Annotated in this window: 16 protein-coding genes; 10 read left to right on the top strand and 6 right to left on the bottom strand. The window is 43.4% G+C overall.

Annotated elements, in window-relative coordinates:
• Positions 1–149 precede the first annotated feature (149 nt).
• The 4 genes from NO989_RS06370 to NO989_RS06355 all read right to left on the bottom strand — a co-directional run bounded on the left by NO989_RS06370 (position 150) and on the right by NO989_RS06355 (position 4,814).
• Positions 150–917 carry a 3-hydroxybutyrate dehydrogenase gene (locus tag NO989_RS06370; RefSeq protein WP_156078156.1) on the bottom strand — a complete coding sequence of 256 codons (768 nt, stop codon included), beginning with the start codon at positions 915–917 and terminating at the stop codon, positions 150–152.
• Positions 910–1,980 (bottom strand): prolyl oligopeptidase family serine peptidase, encoded by a 1,071-nt coding sequence (locus tag NO989_RS06365; protein WP_371342266.1) that lies wholly within the window; start codon positions 1,978–1,980, stop codon positions 910–912. The genes NO989_RS06370 and NO989_RS06365 overlap by 8 nt, the downstream gene beginning before the upstream one ends.
• A complete protein-coding gene (locus tag NO989_RS06360) occupies positions 1,977–3,413 on the bottom strand; it encodes a homoserine O-acetyltransferase (RefSeq protein ID WP_252118143.1) in 1,437 nt (478 codons plus the stop codon). Before NO989_RS06360 ends, NO989_RS06365 begins: the two co-directional genes overlap by 4 nt.
• A 105-nt stretch (positions 3,414–3,518) precedes the next feature.
• Positions 3,519–4,814 carry a GntP family permease gene (locus NO989_RS06355; RefSeq protein WP_014976110.1) on the bottom strand — a complete coding sequence of 432 codons (1,296 nt, stop codon included), beginning with the start codon at positions 4,812–4,814 and terminating at the stop codon, positions 3,519–3,521.
• 263 nt (positions 4,815–5,077) lie between these two features.
• On the opposite strand from NO989_RS06355, the gene NO989_RS06350 reads away from it, so the two are divergent.
• From NO989_RS06350 to NO989_RS06305, 10 genes are all read left to right on the top strand, one after another.
• Positions 5,078–7,456 (top strand): TonB-dependent receptor, encoded by a 2,379-nt coding sequence (locus NO989_RS06350; RefSeq protein ID WP_371342265.1) that lies wholly within the window; start codon positions 5,078–5,080, stop codon positions 7,454–7,456.
• 230 nt (positions 7,457–7,686) lie between these two features.
• Positions 7,687–8,355, top strand: a complete 669-nt coding sequence (locus NO989_RS06345; RefSeq protein WP_371342264.1) for a response regulator — start codon at positions 7,687–7,689, stop codon at positions 8,353–8,355.
• Positions 8,356–8,637: 282 nt separating this feature from the next.
• Positions 8,638–9,003, top strand: coding sequence for a DUF4156 domain-containing protein (locus tag NO989_RS06340; protein WP_371342263.1), 366 nt, complete (start codon positions 8,638–8,640; stop codon positions 9,001–9,003).
• A 103-nt stretch (positions 9,004–9,106) separates the two neighbouring features.
• A complete protein-coding gene (locus NO989_RS06335) occupies positions 9,107–10,057 on the top strand; it encodes a MipA/OmpV family protein (RefSeq protein ID WP_371342262.1) in 951 nt (316 codons plus the stop codon).
• Entirely contained in the window at positions 10,047–10,451 is a 405-nt protein-coding gene (locus NO989_RS06330) for a DUF3019 domain-containing protein (RefSeq protein WP_371342261.1), read from the top strand. Before NO989_RS06335 ends, NO989_RS06330 begins: the two co-directional genes overlap by 11 nt.
• A 26-nt stretch (positions 10,452–10,477) precedes the next feature.
• A complete protein-coding gene (locus tag NO989_RS06325) occupies positions 10,478–11,176 on the top strand; it encodes a response regulator (protein ID WP_371342260.1) in 699 nt (232 codons plus the stop codon).
• A gap of 36 nt (positions 11,177–11,212) precedes the next feature.
• On the top strand, positions 11,213–12,577 hold the full coding sequence (locus tag NO989_RS06320) for an ATP-binding protein (RefSeq protein WP_371342259.1): 1,365 nt from the start codon (positions 11,213–11,215) through the stop codon (positions 12,575–12,577).
• Between the two features lie 140 nt (positions 12,578–12,717).
• Positions 12,718–14,187, top strand: a complete 1,470-nt coding sequence (locus NO989_RS06315; RefSeq protein WP_371342258.1) for a serine hydrolase domain-containing protein — start codon at positions 12,718–12,720, stop codon at positions 14,185–14,187.
• Positions 14,188–14,295: 108 nt separating this feature from the next.
• On the top strand, positions 14,296–14,589 hold the full coding sequence (locus NO989_RS06310; RefSeq protein ID WP_371342257.1) for a hypothetical protein: 294 nt from the start codon (positions 14,296–14,298) through the stop codon (positions 14,587–14,589).
• A complete protein-coding gene (locus NO989_RS06305; protein ID WP_371342256.1) occupies positions 14,589–14,801 on the top strand; it encodes an alpha/beta fold hydrolase in 213 nt (70 codons plus the stop codon). The genes NO989_RS06310 and NO989_RS06305 overlap by 1 nt, the downstream gene beginning before the upstream one ends.
• Before the next feature lie 45 nt (positions 14,802–14,846).
• Here the strand turns inward: NO989_RS06305 and NO989_RS06300 are convergent, their stop codons facing one another.
• Together NO989_RS06300 and NO989_RS06295 are read right to left on the bottom strand one after the other, a co-directional pair.
• Positions 14,847–15,716 carry a trypsin-like serine protease gene (locus NO989_RS06300; RefSeq protein ID WP_371342255.1) on the bottom strand — a complete coding sequence of 290 codons (870 nt, stop codon included), beginning with the start codon at positions 15,714–15,716 and terminating at the stop codon, positions 14,847–14,849.
• Positions 15,717–15,888: 172 nt separating this feature from the next.
• Positions 15,889–17,394: a S41 family peptidase gene (locus NO989_RS06295; RefSeq protein ID WP_371342254.1), complete on the bottom strand. Its 1,506-nt coding sequence runs from the start codon at positions 17,392–17,394 to the stop codon at positions 15,889–15,891.
• Positions 17,395–17,453 lie beyond the last annotated feature (59 nt).

Raw genomic sequence — 17,453 nt, 5'->3', positions numbered from 1 at the left:
AATATCGCGATCGCAGCCTTCGGCTGCTAGAAAAAATAAACCCCTCCGAAAAAAGAGGGGTTTATCATCAATCTGAGACTGCTCATTGCAGTCTTTTTTATTTGAAAAGAAATATTCTTTAAAAAACTAAGCGTTAAATCGCTTGCGGGTTATCGAGCCGTCCAGCCCCCATCAAGTACCATGGTTTGCCCTGTTATATTGCGAGCACTGGGCGACATTAAGAAGCTTGCGGTATCTGCAAGTTCTTCAACGCTAACAAATTGCTTTTTAGGCATGGGTTCTAACATTATTTTTGTTATTACCTCTTCCTCGGTAAGGTTATTTTCTTTTGCCTGTGCTGTAATTTGTTTCTCCACCAATGGTGTTTTCACATAGGCGGGGCAAAGGGTATTGATAGTTACATCGCAATCTCCTGTTTCAAGCGCGATAGTTTTTGCGAACCCTAACAGCCCATGCTTCGCCGCTACATAAGCAGACTTATAGGGCGAGGCTACCAACGAGTGAATAGATCCTACATTGATAATGCGCCCGTAATTTTGCTTACGCATGGCAGGTAAAAACGCTTGGGTTAAAAGAGCAGGGCCAACAAGCATGATATTTATAAGCTGCTGCCACTTATCTGCAGGGAAGTCCTCGATGCGTGAAACGTGCTGAATACCGGCATTGTTTATAAGCACATCAACGGTATGTTTCCCTAGTACCTCAGGTAGCGCTGCGACTTGTTCTGCATTGCATACGTCTACCGCTACTGCGCTGGCCGATCCGTCTAAATGCGCAAGTCGAGTCACAGCCTCTTTTGCTGCCTGTTCGTTTATGTCGGCGATGATCACATGGTGCCCTTGTTTCACCATTGACTCAGCAATGCCAAAGCCAATGCCGCTTGCTCCACCCGTGATAAATATTGTGCGCTTAGTCATTGTTACTTCCGTTGGATTTATTTAGTGAAGGTGCACTATTTAATGAAAACAGCAGCTGTTTTACTGCGTTTATTTGTGCGCCGTTCCTGTTGGCGTAATTGCCAGAGGCATAGCCCCACCAATCCCAACAGCCTTGTGGATTTAACGGCATGAATAACGACTTCTTAGTTTGCGGATAAAGCACAACAATATGGTTGTCATCAGCCCATTCATTCAGCCCTGTTTGGGTAGTGTAGGCATCGCCTACGGCATCGGCATACTGGTTACAGCCGTGGAAACTAATATGGGCTCTGCATGGCTCGCCTTGTGCACAGCTTTCAGGCACATACACAAAGCCTTCACTTGCTAATGTTTTGGCATCGCCACCCGCTATTTTTTGCTGATCAATTGAATGAATTTGCCCTGACAGTGACTCGTCGGGTGTCGAAACATCTTCAACAAGATGAGAGAGCATGGCACCTGCTGCATCGTAATCGCAGTTTCCAATGAAGGGGCTCTCTGATTTCATGCAGTTAACCCCATTGTTTTTGGTGGGAAAAAGGTGTGCCATCGGTTTGCCATTGATATAGGCAATATTTTGTGTGTCTGTCCACAATTTGTATTGCTCAAATAATAAATCGCTCACTGGTGCAATCACTCTGGTGTCTTGCGTACCGTGGAAAAGCCAGACTTTTGCGTCTTTCATATTGGAAAGCGACGCAATTTTTCCTTCAGTTTCATACTGTTTGGCTTTTTCATTCAGCGCTTCAAGGTTAATTTCTCCCTCTACCTTGTTCACGCACTGTGCCAGGGCAGTGGTTATATCACCTTGTGCACAGAAGTACGGGCCACCAGCAATAACGCCAACGCCTTTTACCCAGTCGCTGTGTGCTAACTGAAATTGTGTTGCCATGTAACCGCCTGACGATAAGCCAGATACGGTAACGTTCTTTAAATCGATGGTGAGTGAAGGGAGCGCGTCTTGCACAGATGACTCGTTACCGAATACCGGTACACTAACGGCAAGTGCGCTTAATACAGACAGACAAAGCGCGTGGCGTAAAAAGGGGGTAGATTTCATCATTGCATTGCTGCCTTATCATTTTCTAAAAATTGGCGAATAGCCTGAGCCTGAGCGGATACATTCGTCACGCCTTCCAAATGACCTAATTTGCCATTTAGCGTAACCAATGTGCTGTCGTTATTCATTGAAGTTAAACCTTGGTGTGCACTTTGCGATAAGTAGGGCATAAGAAGCAAATCAGTTTGGGCTGGAATAAACAGCGTTTTCGCCTTTATCGACGCCAGCCCTTGCTCAAGATTACCTTGATGTCCAGCAACGAAGAGCTGGCAAGCTCGAACCAAATATAAAAGGTGGTTTGCGTCCATAGATTTTGCCCGGGTCTTCGCTCGCTCACGTAGCCAGTTCACAATACTGTGTGATTGACGTATGTCATTAAGCGGCGCCGACTCAACATTTTTATACCCTAACGTGTTGCCGGTTTGGTTGAAAAAAGAAGGGGTAAGGGCATTTTGCGTAATTAACATGAGCGAGGCAGCTAAGCCATTAAGAGGGGCTTGCTCTTTGGAATAAGCGCCGTTGTTCCAGTTTTTATCTAGAGTGATTGGCGTTGCCCAGTGTTCCAATGCCGCGGTAGTCCATGCATCGCTTTGACCTGCGCCGATAACTGAAATCATACGTTCAACCCAGTCTGGGTAAGCGCTCGCCCAATCGATAGCCTGCATAGATCCCATAGAAGGCCCAATAACCGCATACAGTTTACTAATACCTAAACTTTCGAGAAGTGCTTTTTGAACATTGACAAAGTCACGTATTGTCACGACAGGAAAGTCTAAGCCATAGGGTTTTCCTGTATCTGGATTTATTGACGCAGGACCGGTTGTAATAACGTGAGGGTCGTAAGCATTTAAATTGGCCAGCGTATCAACGCTTATTACATAAAAGCGGTTTGTATCAATCGCTTTTCCAGGGCCGATAATACTATCCCAGTAACCGGGCACTGAGTCGTTTTCATTGTACTTTCCAGCGGCATGAGAAGAGCCAGAAAAATAGTGGGTAATGAGGATCACGTTACTTTTGGTGTCGTTTGGTGTTCCGTACGCCTCCCAGCCAACTTTTACGTTTTTAATTTTTTTACCGCCAAAGGTTGTGAAATGAGGCATTTCAAAAACGCGTTTTTCTACCATCAGCGCAGCATTGGAATGCGAAGCGCTCGGCGAGGAAGAAGCTGCCTCAGACGAAGGTGCTTTTGAAGAACTGAGCAATGACGATGTATCTTCGAGTTCGCCAGCAATGCCCTGACAATGTATCGTCAACATTAGCGTGGCAAATAATCCTACCAATGAGCGCTGTTTTTTAACTAAAAACACCTCAACCAAGTTTGCTAATGCTAACGGTTTCTGTACTCGTTGTGAGCTGAGCTGTTTCAATAGCTTATTGATTCTTTTGCTCTTATTCCACACTAACGTGGAAGCAAGCGTCTTGTTCCAATTCATACTTTCTTATCCCTTTCTCTGGCCGCATTTTTTAGATGGCAATGTTTTGCTAGAGTGACTTATATATCGTGCGGCCATAGGCCATATCGTTGGCTTTGACTAATGCTACATAATGCTAAACAGGCCAATGGCCATGGCAAGGCCAATAACTGGCACCACAACTGTTAGCGCACCAACCGCCCAGTAGGCAGCCTGATGGGTTTCGTTACAAATGGCGCGTATGGTAGTAACCACATAGCCATTGTGAGGTAACGAATCTAATGCGCCTGATGATATAGACACAATTCTATGTAGCTGTTCTGGCTCTACGCCTTGGTCAAGGTAATGCGGAGCCACCAAGGGTAAGGCAATGGCTTGTCCGCCAGATGCACTTCCTGTTAACCCTGCAATCACGCTTACGGCAATGGCGGCACCAATAAGCTCGTTACCAGGAATTTGGGTCATAAGCGCTACTGTTGTTTGAAACGCTTCGGTGTTTTTTGCTATAGAGCCAAAACCTACAACAGCTGCGGTGTTACCTATGGCGATCAATGCGCCGGTGGTACCCGCATTTATGGCAACCGGTAAACTGTGAAAATGTTTGTAGTTAATCGCCAGCAAACACAGTACGCCGCCGCCTAACGCCAGAATAAGCGCAAGCTGAGCGAGTTCTTCATGGAATAGAAACGAAATGACTAACACCACGACTAACGGCACAATTCCGGTAAGCGGGTGGGGTAGCGCTCTGTCTCGCACTTCAGGGTCGCTTGCTCTGGCTTCAAACACCTCGCCGTTATTAACGGCTTTTCTGATCATTTTAGCCAGCCACCAGTAACCGAAGCATGCCATGAATATGGCGACGACAAGGCTAACTTCCCACGCAGCAAAAGGGGAGGTGCCTAAATACTTTATAGGGATCCAGTTTTGGATTTCCGGTGAACCTGCCGAGGTCATAGTAAATGTTACCGACCCAAATGCCATGGCTGCTGGTATGAAGCGACGGGGTAAATTGGCATCTTTAAACAAACTCACCGCCATAGGGTAAACAGAAAACGCTACCACAAACACGCTTACACCACCGTAGGTCAAAATAGCGCAAGCTAGCACAACAGCTAATACGGCCCGCTTGTAACCAATTTTGGTGATAATCCAGCGAGAAACAGCATCTGCTGCTCCTGTGTCTTCCATGAATTTACCGAATAACGCACCAAGTAAAAACATGAAAAACCAAGAGGCGATAAAGCCAGAGAAACCACTCATATAGGTTTGAACGAAGTTTACGTCGCCGGTGAAGACGCCGATATTATTGGTAATGGCAACTACAAGCGCACACAAAGGTGCAGCAATAAAGAGGTTCATTCCGCGTATTGTCAAAACAATAAGCAACAACAGACCGCCTACTAAGCCAATCATACTTAACATAGTTATTATTCCTTAAAAAATCTGTGACCGCAGATGATCCGAAACAGTTAAGTCGATTTAAGATTTGCTTACACTCAAAACCACAAAGTGCATACAAATCAGATAAAAAGCGTTCATAACAGAGATAAAGTTTGACGTTACTTTTATCAAAATCCCATAGTACGATGGTACTACATACTATTAACAATTAATTAACTAAAGTGATTTTGACCGTAGGCAATACATCCGGCAGTGACCAGAACTTAGAACAACAAGGACTCACTATGTCTCAATCAATACACACAAATGGCTTGGTTTTACCCTACCAATCACATTCAGCCTCTGTTAGCACAGTAGAACGCAAAAGCGATTCAGCTAAGCTCCCCATTCGCAGCCTTTGTGCCCTAGCGGTGGCTAGCGTTTTAAGCACAGCGCCAGTATTTGCTCAGGATAGTCAAGCTGATGCCGATGCTGAAGCGCAAAAAGGGAAATTAGAACGCATTGAGGTGACAGCGCGAAAAACTGTAGAGTCGCTACAGGAAACGCCGGTAGCTATCACGTCTATTGGCGCTGTTGAACTTGGCGAGAAGGGGATCAGTGTACTTACTGAAATACAGCAATTTTCGCCTAATACAACGCTGCAAACCAGTCGTGGTACTAACTCAACCCTAACGGCATTTATTCGCGGATTGGGTCAGCAAGACCCGCTTTGGGGCTATGAACCAGGCGTGGGTATTTATGTAGATGATGTTTATATTGCTCGCCCACAAGGAGCCGTACTTGATTTGTTAGACGTACAGCGTATTGAGGTGTTACGTGGCCCGCAGGGGACGCTTTACGGAAAGAATACGATTGGTGGGGCGGTTAAATACGTTACGAAAGAAATGACTGGCGATACGCAGATGAGCGTTGAAGCTACGGTAGGTAGTTACAGTCAGCGTGATATCAAAGTGACAGGTCAAATACCATTGATTGAAGACACGGTGTATCTAGGCGTGGGTTATGCCAACTTAAACCGCGACGGCTTCGGCGAATATCTGGTAAGCGCGTTGCCCAATCAAGATAAAGAGAATTATAACAAAGATCTCTGGGCCGCCCGTGTAACGCTAGAAGTTCACCCGAGTGAAGATTTGTTTTTCCGTATTGGATGGGATAAGACCGAAGACACGTCAAATGCGAAAGGCGGCTACCGTTTAATCCCAAGTATGTTAACTGATGCGCCCGTGCCTGATTCGGTTTTCGATTCGTACACCAGCTTACCTACATGGAATAAAGTCGAGTTAGAAGGCTATAACTGGCTGGCACGATACAGAGTGAATGATGATTTAGAGCTTAAATATATTGGTTCGCATAGAGAGAGCTATTCACCTACCAACATTGATTTTGACAATACGCCCCTGCCTATTTTTGATGTACCGGCAGAGTACGACGACAGTAATGATACTCACGAGATTCAAGCGAATTATACCGGGAACGCGTTTAGCTTAGTGTCAGGGCTCTACTTTTACGATGGTGAGAGTTGCGGTAATTTTGATGCCATTTTAGGTGTGTTAGGTCAATCGCTTGGTGCCTCAGGGTTAACGCGGGAAGTGACGGGTTGTAATAACTCAGAAAGCTGGGCTGCCTATGCGCAGATGAACTACGACGTTACCGATAAGCTATCGCTTTCGCTTGGTGCCCGATACACCGATGAAGAAAAGGCCGCGTTTGTAAATAACGGTTTAGTCTTCGCCAATGTTTATCCTTATACCGACTGGATAGATGGCTATGTACGCCCTGACGGACAATTAGTGCCTCAAGTACTTGGGACAGACACCGATGGCGATGACGTGTTAGACGCGCCAGCGGTAGAGAGTTGGTCGCGCTTTACCCCGCGAGTGGGCGTGGAGTATCAAATGGACCGCGATACCATGTTCTTCGCGAGCTATTCACAAGGCTTCAAATCGGGCACGTTTAACCCTCGTGCTCAGACTAACGAGCCTGGTGTTGAACCAGAAGTCGTTGACAGCTTCGAAGTGGGTGTGAAGAGTGACTTAACCGACGCACTTCGTATGAATATCACATTGTTCTCTTACGACCACAAAGATCGTCAGTATATTGGTGTAGAAGGGGATTTGTCTGATCCAACAGCCCTCGACCAGCGCCTACGCAATGCAGCAGAAACGGCTGCAAAAGGTGCCGAGTTAGAAATGACGTGGGTAGCAACCGACAACCTGCAGTTTGATGTTGCTTATGGCTATATTGACTTTGAAATTAAGGAAAACAATGCCATTCCTCCGTTGATTGGCTTAGCCAGTACACCAGAAAATACCTTTAATTTTAATGCCAACTACTTTCTAGAAACGAGCTTCGGAGATATTACCTTCAACGCCAACTACTACTATCGCGATGATTACCTTATCTTTGAAACTAGCGACCTTATTCAACAAGATGCTTATGGTATGGTTAATTTAAGCGCGCGCTGGGAAAGCGTTGAAGGCGACTGGTATGCTGGACTACACGTCAAAAACCTGACCGATGAAGAGTATCTGGTAGGTGGTTATGACTTTGTCACGCAAGACGATGAAGGTAACTTTGGTCCGGGCCTTGGTGGCGATACGACACTTATCGGTTATTACGGTGACCCACGTACAGTTCACCTTACGGTAGGTTATCGATTCTAAACGGTACGTTCTGAAGAAGACCAGCAACACGTTTCACGCCTAGGCCATTGCGCTTAGGCGTGCTCACTTTTGCTCTACCTGTTTCAATTGTGTTGGCCGGCGGATATGTCGAGCAGTGAAAGGCTTGGTGCGGTCAATGACGCAATAACAGATACACCAATATGATTAACCTTTTTTTTACCGGCGTGGTAGTATGTTGATTAACAAGGTAGTTACAAGTTGATAGCATTATGTCTGTGAAAATCTTGATTGCTGACGATCATCCTCTGTTCAGGGCTGCGATGTGCCATGCGTTAGCTAGTGTGGAGCATATCGAACTTGTAGAAACCTCCACGTTCCCCGATACGCTCACTAGTCTTGAAGAAAATGACGACATCGATCTGCTTTTCTTAGATCTCACTATGCCAGGCAATGAAGGGTTAAATGGCCTTGCTGAGGTACATGCGCTCTATCCTGATGTACTTGTTGTTGTTATTACCGCACAAGAAGAGCCTGATGTTATGGCAAAATCGTTTGCGTTAGGCGCAAGCGGTTTTATACCCAAATCAGCTTCGGTCGATTGCATTATTGACGCGGTAAATACGGTGTTAGACGGTGAAACTTGGATACCCCCAACAGTTCAGATGCCTTCGGGTTCGCTACAAAAGTCTGCTGCCTCTAATGTGAGCAGTGCATCCGACCAAGGTGATTTCACGGCTAGGTTGAAACAACTTACCCCTCACCAACTTAAAGTGCTACAAATGGTATCCGATGGCTTGCTCAATAAGCAGATTGCTTACGAACTCGCTATTTCAGAGTCTACCGTTAAACAGCATGTATCTGCAGTATTGAGAAAGCTTGGTGTTATTAACAGAACCAAGGCCGGTATCGCGTTCAAAAATGCAATGCATTTAAGCTAAGTATAGTAAATATGGAAACTTAACGCAGCAGGCATCTGCAAGATTTGACCCGAAAACTTGAAACGTATGGTTAAGGTATCGTTTGTGTGAATGAACTGGTAGATACTTATTTTGTAATCTCCAAGGTAAAGTGGAGTTAATGCTCAGACCTCAGGAGTCAAAGTTTATGGGGCTGTTCAGACAAATGTAAGTGATAAATTAACAATAAATTACATTCTTTAAATATATTTTTGTTACAACGACTTGTACGTTTATCTTGTGTTTTTTTAGAGAAGTTAAAAAATGAAAAATGTATTCATTGTTGGTGTGATTTGTGTGATAACTGCTTGTACGTCAAAACCGTTAGATCCAAATGCTAGTCTTGTGAGGCTAACGACGATAGAGCCTCAAAGCGAATGTCAATTTTTAGGTGACATCACGGGAAGTCAGGGGGATTTTTTCACTGGAGAATTTACCTCAAATGAAGATTTAGAAACTGGTGCCAGGCACGATTTAAAGAACCAAGCACATAAAATGGGAGGGAACGTTATTTTTATTCTGACTGAGCGAGCAGGTCAAACCGGAAGTTTCCATCGGGACCTAGGTGGCTCGTCAGTTCAAACAAACGTCACCCTAAGTGGTAACGTCTACTTTTGTCCAACTGATTAAAAGAGTGAAATGAAGCGTTGCGCACTGCATTTAGGCTTTAACTACATGTTTAGATATCGAGCATTAATCGTAGACCTCTTTTATTCAAAGGAGGAAATTAAGCTTGCTTTCAGAAAATTTACAGTTAGTAGAGGCTGAAAGTGATGACCTCTTAGGAATCAACGTGGTCAAGCAAATCTATCTAAGTGCTTGTATATTCTTCTTGGTAATCACATCGTTCTTGCATAAACAGGCTGTCGCGAATGATTATGAAACGTTCAGTGGTAAAGAATCATTATGCTGTTCTGTTGAAGAAAAAGCGGAGCTGAATTTTACGCTTTATTTGCGAATGGATGCGCTGTTTAAAAATGAACTATTCATCGATCCCGGACAAGAAGACTTTATCGATTACATCGATATTTCTTTGGGTATCGATGTTTATTATGATCGGTTCTTCATTGAAGCAAACAATCAGGCTAACCGCAGTAATCGAGGCTCATCAATCGGTTACCGATTGGTTGATGATGTCGACTATCAGGTAGATTTTCTTTTAGGTCAATCATATCTAGATGGCTTATCCGAAGATACGGGTAATCTACTAAGGAATGAGCCATCTGAGGAACTCCGTGGGATCAGGGACAGAGATGATGAAATCAACCAGGGCTTTCGCATTACGAGATATGGTGACAATCAGGCATGGTGGATAGATGTAGCAGGTGATCCATTCAACATTACCCATGGTGGGTGGATTGTCGATGGATACTATGCACAAGCCTACCAAGTCTATAATTGGGAATTGCACGCTGGTATAGGTGCGACACTGTTTAGTAATGAGGTCGTTGATTATCATGCTGGAATATCGCTTGAGGAGGCAACTGCAAATCGGCCAGTTTACGAGGCAGGTTTCGGGGGGCGTTTGTCACTGGACGTATCGGCGCAATACCCCCTAAGCCAAGATTGGGTTTTTGTATCGGGTTTTACCTATAAGTATTACTCAGAGGCATTCAGCGACAGTCCTCTATACCAACGTAATCAACACATGCTGTTTAGTTTGGGTGTAATGTATGTTTGGTAAAGGTAGACATCTTTATCATTACGTACTGATACTCTCAGTACTTGTTTTCGTGTTACCTGCTGCTGCCAACACTACACATTATGGTCAGTTTGAACTCAAGCCAACCAGCTGTGTTGTTATTGCCAAAGGTAAAAGTTGCTATGGGGACTTAGTATTTTCATGGACGTTACAAGCGCCGAGAAATGTTTGTCTTTATCAAGAAAACAAAGAGCGACCAATTTTCTGCTGGTCAAAACGCGAAACGGGCGATTTTAGTGGAGCATTCGTTTTATCGAAGACCAGTAGTTATTCATTAATTGATGTAGAGAGCAAAGAAGTGTTGTTTACCGATGCAATTGTCGTGACCTGGGTCTATAAAGAATCTCAAAAAAGACGCCGTTGGCGTTTGTTTTAAAGTCAATTTGACGTTAGGAGCAACAGATGTCCAGTTACGCCAATGTTTTGTTAGCAGAAGATGATGTTGCACTTGCGCAGTGGGTTAAGGATTTTTTGGAAAATGAAGGCTTCGCGGTTACTCACCTCGTTGATGGATTGGCAGTACAAGATACGCTTAATGACGCCAGTTTTGACTTAATACTTTTAGATTTAATGTTGCCAGGACTTAATGGAATTGAGATTTGTAAACGTATCAGAGAGTCTAGTCAAATTCCTATCATAATGTTGACAGCTAGAGCGGATGAAATAGATGAAATTATAGGCTTAGAAGTAGGGGCAAACGATTACATTACCAAGCCTGTAAAGCCACGGGTTCTGTTGGCTCGCATTAAGTCTGCCTTGCGCAATGTAACAGTTGTTGAGAGTTCGGACAAAAATGCGCTTATTTTTGGTGGCTTGGAGATAAAAAAAGCGTCTAAAAGAGTCGTTTTAAATGGCAAGAGTGTTGACTTAACGACTGGGTTATTTGACTTCCTTTGTTTGCTTGCCGAGAACGCAGGAACCGTAGTAAGCCGCGAACAAGTATTTCAAGAATTGAAGTCTCGAGAGTACGATGGATTAGATCGACGTTTCGACGTGATGGTATCAAATTTGCGAAAATTACTCGGTGATAACATCGAGGATAATAAACGCATTAAAACGGTTTGGGGAAAGGGATACTTGTTTGTACCTGATGCATGGTAATGCACGAGTATTGGCACGTAACACGCTGTTTAAATCATGAATAAACTCATCATCCACATTGTTCTTACGGTTACGTTGTCATTGTTCGGTTTTGGCTGGCTTATCGATGAATTTGTCTACCATTCAACGATCCAGAACAATGAACAAAGCAGTTCCGAAAACATGTTCTTAGATGGCTTCATCAATCATTTAAACGAAGTGCCAAATGAACAACTATTGTCAACCGTTGCCAACCTTAGTCAACAATTTGATACTGACCTAGTGTTAGTTAGTATCGATGATTTTGCATTCGATAAGGACATCATCACGGAGCTGGAAACCACTGGCATTCAGTTGGCATCAGAGAATGAGTTATTTCAGCTAAAGCGACTTGCAAACCACCCAGAGTACCTACTTAAGCTCACTGTAACCAATAGTGTAGAGCAGGGCCGAGAGCTAGAGCTATTTCTAACCTTATTGCTCTATTTTGGGGTGAGCATAGCTGTGGTTTTGTGGATGTCCCCTTTAATTCAACGGCTTAAAAAATTAACCCACTTCGCTAATGAGTTTGGCAAAGGCAATTTAAGTGTGCGTGTTAAGCCTGCGAAGTATTCCCAGATAAACGTACTTGAGAACAGCTTTAATAAAATGGCCTCTCAAATTGAGCACCTGATCGAAGAAAACCGATTGCTTGCGAATAGCCTGTCACACGATTTACGGACGCCAGTGGCTTGCTTCCGCTTTGCTTTAGACGCAAGCATCAGTGAATCAGACATTGATAAGAAGAACGGCTACTTGCGACGGATGGAGCAAGACGTTGATAACATTGAAGGTATGCTTAACGCGTTTCTCGATTACGCCAGTATGGAAAGAAAAGGAATGCAGCTAGAACATCGTGCTACGGATGTTCACGATTTTCTTGAAGCTATCGTCAATGATTTAAAGCCAATAGCAAAAAACAAAGGAGTCAATCTACAGCTCAATTCAGTCATATCTGATAACTATTCCACATTTGATAATTCGTGGATGTATCGGGTGTACGTAAACTTAATCAGCAACGCGATTTCCTACGCTAAAAGTGCTGTTACTGTGAATTTATTCAACAGAGTTGAACAAAGTTCGGGTCACAACAAAATCATTTGCATAATTTGTGATGATGGGCCCGGTATCCCTGAACAAGACTTAAAGAAAGTCTTTGAAGCCTTCGTTCGGCTTGATTCGAGCAGAAAAAGAAACGGTGAAAACTTCGGGTTAGGTTTAGCGATAGTGCAAAGAGTTGTTGATTGGCACGGCTTTCAAATTGCCTTCTTGTCCAAAGATGATCTCGAACTTGAGCTATGCGAGGTCGCGCAACACTGTGAACTTGAGCGTTTGGGTGCAGTCGTTAAGTTAACTTTGCCTGTTAATGCCAATCCAAATTAGTATCGTCGTCAGTATTTGTGAGTTTTGGCGACATATAGCAAAGCTTACAATTAGCTTACAATTTCCCTACAGTTCCAAACAGGATTGGCTATAGCGCACAGATATACTTGCCACACTTCATTAGTTTACGGGTATATCAAATGTACAAGTTAGTAGGAACACTATTTCTAACCGCTTTTTTAACAGCGTGTGGTGGCTCAAATTCAAACGAGCCTTCTCCAAACCCAAATCCGTCACCTGATCAATTCTCGCAATTGAGAACGACGATAGAGCAAGATTTAACTAGCAATAATACTGCAGCTATTTCAATCGCAATATACCAAGAAGGTGATGTGGTTTTTGCCGAAGCGTTCGGAGAAAAAGTTAACGGTACTGGTGAACCTGTTACCACTGATACACTTTTTCAATTGGGCTCTACAACTAAGATGTTTACGGCAGTTTCAACATTGCAGTTAATAGAGCAGGGTAGCATCACCCTTGACGATAACTTAGTGAATGTTTTGCCTCAAATCCAATATCCGGGGGACCAAGCACTTGATTGGCAAGGTATTGAAATTCAGCACCTTTTAACGCATCAATCGGGTTTGCGCGATTCAGGTTTGCAATCCAATGAAGAATTAAAAAACTACATGAAAGCCGTCTATCCGCAGCGGTCTCGTTTAATGAATCCACCAGGCCTTTTTCATAACTATAGCAACCCAAATTGGTCATATCTTGGGGCGTTAATAGAAGAACTTTCAGGCGTGGGTTTTGACGAATACGTTAAAACGAATATTTTTGATGATTTAGGTATGACTAGAAGCGCGGTTGGACGTTCAGGTGCAGTTGCGGATGGAAATTATGCACTTGGTTATCAGGCATTGGATCCAAATGAACCAGGTACGTATGTGACCAATATCAGTCAAATACCTGAAACTACTGTTGGCCACCCTGCGGGTACCGAAACCTGGTCAACGCCTACTGAGCAACTCAAAATGGCGGAGTTCTTGTTAAATGGTAACGAGAGTATTTTAGGCAATGAATTTAGAGAACAGTTAACAACCGCTCATGTCAGCGAAGATTTTGGTGGTTTACCCGTGAATTATGGCTACGGTATATATATTAATGAAGGCTTTAACAACGATGAAGCATGGTACCCAATAAGAAACTGGAATCATGGCGGAAACACGCTTTCATACACCAGTGTGTTTTATGTCTTTCCTGACCTTGATATTGCAATATCAATTATGAGTAGCGGTGCTTTTAGCGAATTAACACCGACCCTTTTAGCGGCACTAGATGCAGTAACCACATTGCCTGCATCTACTGAATTACCACTTATACCAAACGAACCAACGAAATATGTAAAACATGAGGGTGTTTACACAACCGAGAGCTTTACGTTTATTATCGAAGCTGAAGGTAACAACCTAACAATAACTATTCCAGAGCTCGACTCTATGCCACAGCCCATCCCTTATGAGAGAGAACTTGCGCACTTCGGTGATGATACGTTCTTTGCAGAGATCGGTGGCGAGGTATCTTATTTAACCTTTATTCCAATCGAAGCCAATGGTGAATCTGTATACATAAGAAATAGAGAGCTTGTAGCGATAAAAGACGGTTATTAAACCTATTTAAATTTAACTCAACCCAACCTTTAGTGAGCGGTTTCGAAACATTTTTAAGCCGGTAACCGCTTCATTTGAAAAATAAAAAATGCTGGGAAAGCGAGGCCTATGAAACGCACAATCGTGGCTATTTGTACAGTTATTCCTATTATGGTCATTATTGCTTGGTCTGCACTGCTAAACAAAGTGCACACGGTCTTATTGACGATAAACAATGTGTCAGCAGGGCAGACAACAAAATCAATAGATTTACCCATTGGTCGAGTGCATTACCTAGAGAGTAGGCACACGCGGTATGAAGCTGAAACAGTGGTTCTATTGCATGGTATTACGTTAGTACGCCAGAGCAGAATGAAAACATCTGGCATGCAGCTAACAGCTTTATCGACACACCTACATTAATGACGTTAGCACCTCAGCTGGAGGTGCCAACATTAATTATCTGGTGCAAAGAGGATCGTATTTTTCACGTTTCAGGTGCGGATCTATTAGATGCAAAATTACCTAACTCCAGTCGCAAAATACTATATGAATGTGGACATCTGCCAATGCTGGACAAGGCAGAATTAGTCGCTCATCTTTACTTGGTCTTTTTGCATGAGATAGGGCATTAAAAGCACTTAAGAGCGGGAGTGCGATTTAAAACACTCCCGTTCATTTTAACCTTCCGGTTTGATAGATATAGATTGGCAGATTTCCGTAATATTTTCATCTGTCATGCCAGGGTGGAGAAATGAGTCTAATGAGCTTATCTTCGCTCTTTCTGATTCATTGGAAGATATTACACGTTCAATCCAGTCGATGTGCGTTGAGACTCTTGTGTATAGCTCCTCAACGCCATATTCACCGACGTCTTTATCTTGTGAACTTGCTCTGGAGCTAACGCCCAATAGGATATAGTTGCTTTCATCTTTTATAAAAGCTGGACCACCACTGTCTCCGTTTCCAGAAACACCTTCAAGCTCTAAACCTTCATTACCAGGCTCAAAAACAAACCTCAGGTCAGATTCAGTTACCGATACCACTTGGTTTTGGGCTCTGCGCAACACGCCATTATTTTCTTCGTTGTTTACAGTTTGCCCAGTTAATCCGGTTCCTGTGCCGCCGCTACCTATAAACCATACAGTTTTTCCAACTTCATCGTTGGAGCGATACAACTTAGCAGGTTGAGCGCTCTTGATTGGTCGACTCAGTTTAACCAGTGACAAATCGTTTTCTCCACCTAACTCATAAGTTGGAAAACTATAGGTAGACTCAACCTCAACTAATTCATTACCGACCTTGATAATTTGACCTGCATTCAGACAAAAAACGGCGTGTGTAGCGGTTAATATCCATTGAGGTGCGATTAGCGTTCCGTGAACACCTATTCTGTAAAATGTTACTAGGGGTGGGAAATCATGTAAATCTGCCAGGTAGTTTTCAGCGGGTTTGTCATGGCGAATAACGATGCCTGATGCATCATTAATTGCAGAAAACGCGATCAATGTTCCTATCGCTATGTTAGTAAATTTGGTTTTGTCTAACATCTTGTAAGCCTTGTTACAGCCGATTTACAACAAGAATATAGAATTACTAGCGACGTGATTGTGTGAAATTGTAAGAATATGAGCTTAATTTGTAAGTATAGACAATTGAACGCACGGCAGACCTCAAGAGCACACTCGGTATTGCCGTGTTTTTTTTCGTCGGTTTTTGAACTTACGGTGCGGTAGTTTCAAGCCTTACTCTGGCTTCTTTGAACGCGCAATCGGCAGCAGGCGTGTCACGATTAACCAGATATCCAAAACCAAGCGCGGCTAGCGCTTCATCAATAGCTTTTGTACTATCTGAGTTCGAGTCAACAACTTCAAAAGTAGTCGATTCAATATCAACAGGTACACCAACCACCTCAAAAGACTGACCGGTGTGATCGTAGATAACCATGTTAGATAAGCCTAACCTTGCGCCTTCTGCAGGTAGTTGTTTATCCAAAGGTGCTGACAAGATCCCGTCTGATCGCTCACCAATAAAACAGACTGGATGCTTTAGCGCTCGCATTGATAGTAGAAAATGCTCAGCAGCACTATAGGTATTCGGTCCGGAAATTGTAGCGATTGGGCGGCTATATGAGACGCGATCTGTTGGCGCTAGTTCGCGCTGAACCAGTGGACTGGGTTGTGGTGTATTAGAATCATCATAACCAAAGGCCTCATACGTGCTAACCGTTACTGTTTCTGTAGAGAATCGACTTGCAATTGCATCAGCAATAGCTAAGTCACCACCACCATTTACAGCAACATTAATAATTAGCGCTTCTGTATGCGCTAGATCAGTAAGAACTCGGTCCATTAAGTCTTCACTTGCTGTAAGGTCACTAACCGCTGAATTTGTAGAGATACCGCCCATACTATTGATTTCAATATAGCCAGCAATACCGTTTCCAATCGTGGCCCACTGAATTACATCCTGACTTTCACCACCCGCATTCGTAAAACTTCCAGGGTCAAAATAGCTATCACGAATTTCAAAAATTCGTTCAAACTGATCGTCTACATAAGTACTGAAATCAGTAGTTTCTGATTGATTTTGAAAACCTTGCACCAAAATGTCTTCTATTTTGCCTTCCTGATTAAGGGGAATAAATTCGAAATCATCGCCTGCAGTTAAACTCACATGACCGTCACCTAAGTCAGCAATAAGCTCGATAAGAGTAGCTAACAACTCTTCATTTGTTGTTTGGCTATTCACTTGAGATCTTGCATGTTCCATACGCTCTTCCCAGTTTACTATTCCTCGTTCCTCAAAAAATGGATAATAGTCATTGAAGTTATGTAATGTATGTTCAAGGGTTGATACAGGGCCATTGTCAGTGATCAATCTATCGTCAAGACAAGCCGCCGGAATGGAATCTCTTACAGAATATACAAGCTTAGCGCCATCGTCAGTTGCGACAAATTTATCCGCTTCAATTGAGTCTATCGTTAACGTAGTAGCCAATTCCTCTTGCGTGGTAATACCCACCGACAAACACGTTTGACGTGTAAAGTCATACATGTCGATACTTTCACCCGAGACATTAATTGCTCTTCCAAATCCAACCCACTCCCAGACACCATCGGGGATGTTAACAATCGGTGGATTTTGGTTCGGAGGTGGATCATTTGGTGGAGGACTCGGTAACGCTTTGTCATTGCTCCCACAGCCAAACAATATAAGAGCTGACATAAAAACCGATACTCGTAGACTATTGCGATTATAAAAACACATTTTTTCACCTTGGATAT

The organism is Alteromonas sp. DY56-G5 (assembly GCF_041414725.1).
Taxonomy (GTDB): Bacteria; Pseudomonadota; Gammaproteobacteria; order Enterobacterales; family Alteromonadaceae; genus Alteromonas; species Alteromonas macleodii.
Note: the sequence above shows the minus strand (reverse complement) of the source record. Positions and strands in the feature narration are given on the sequence as shown.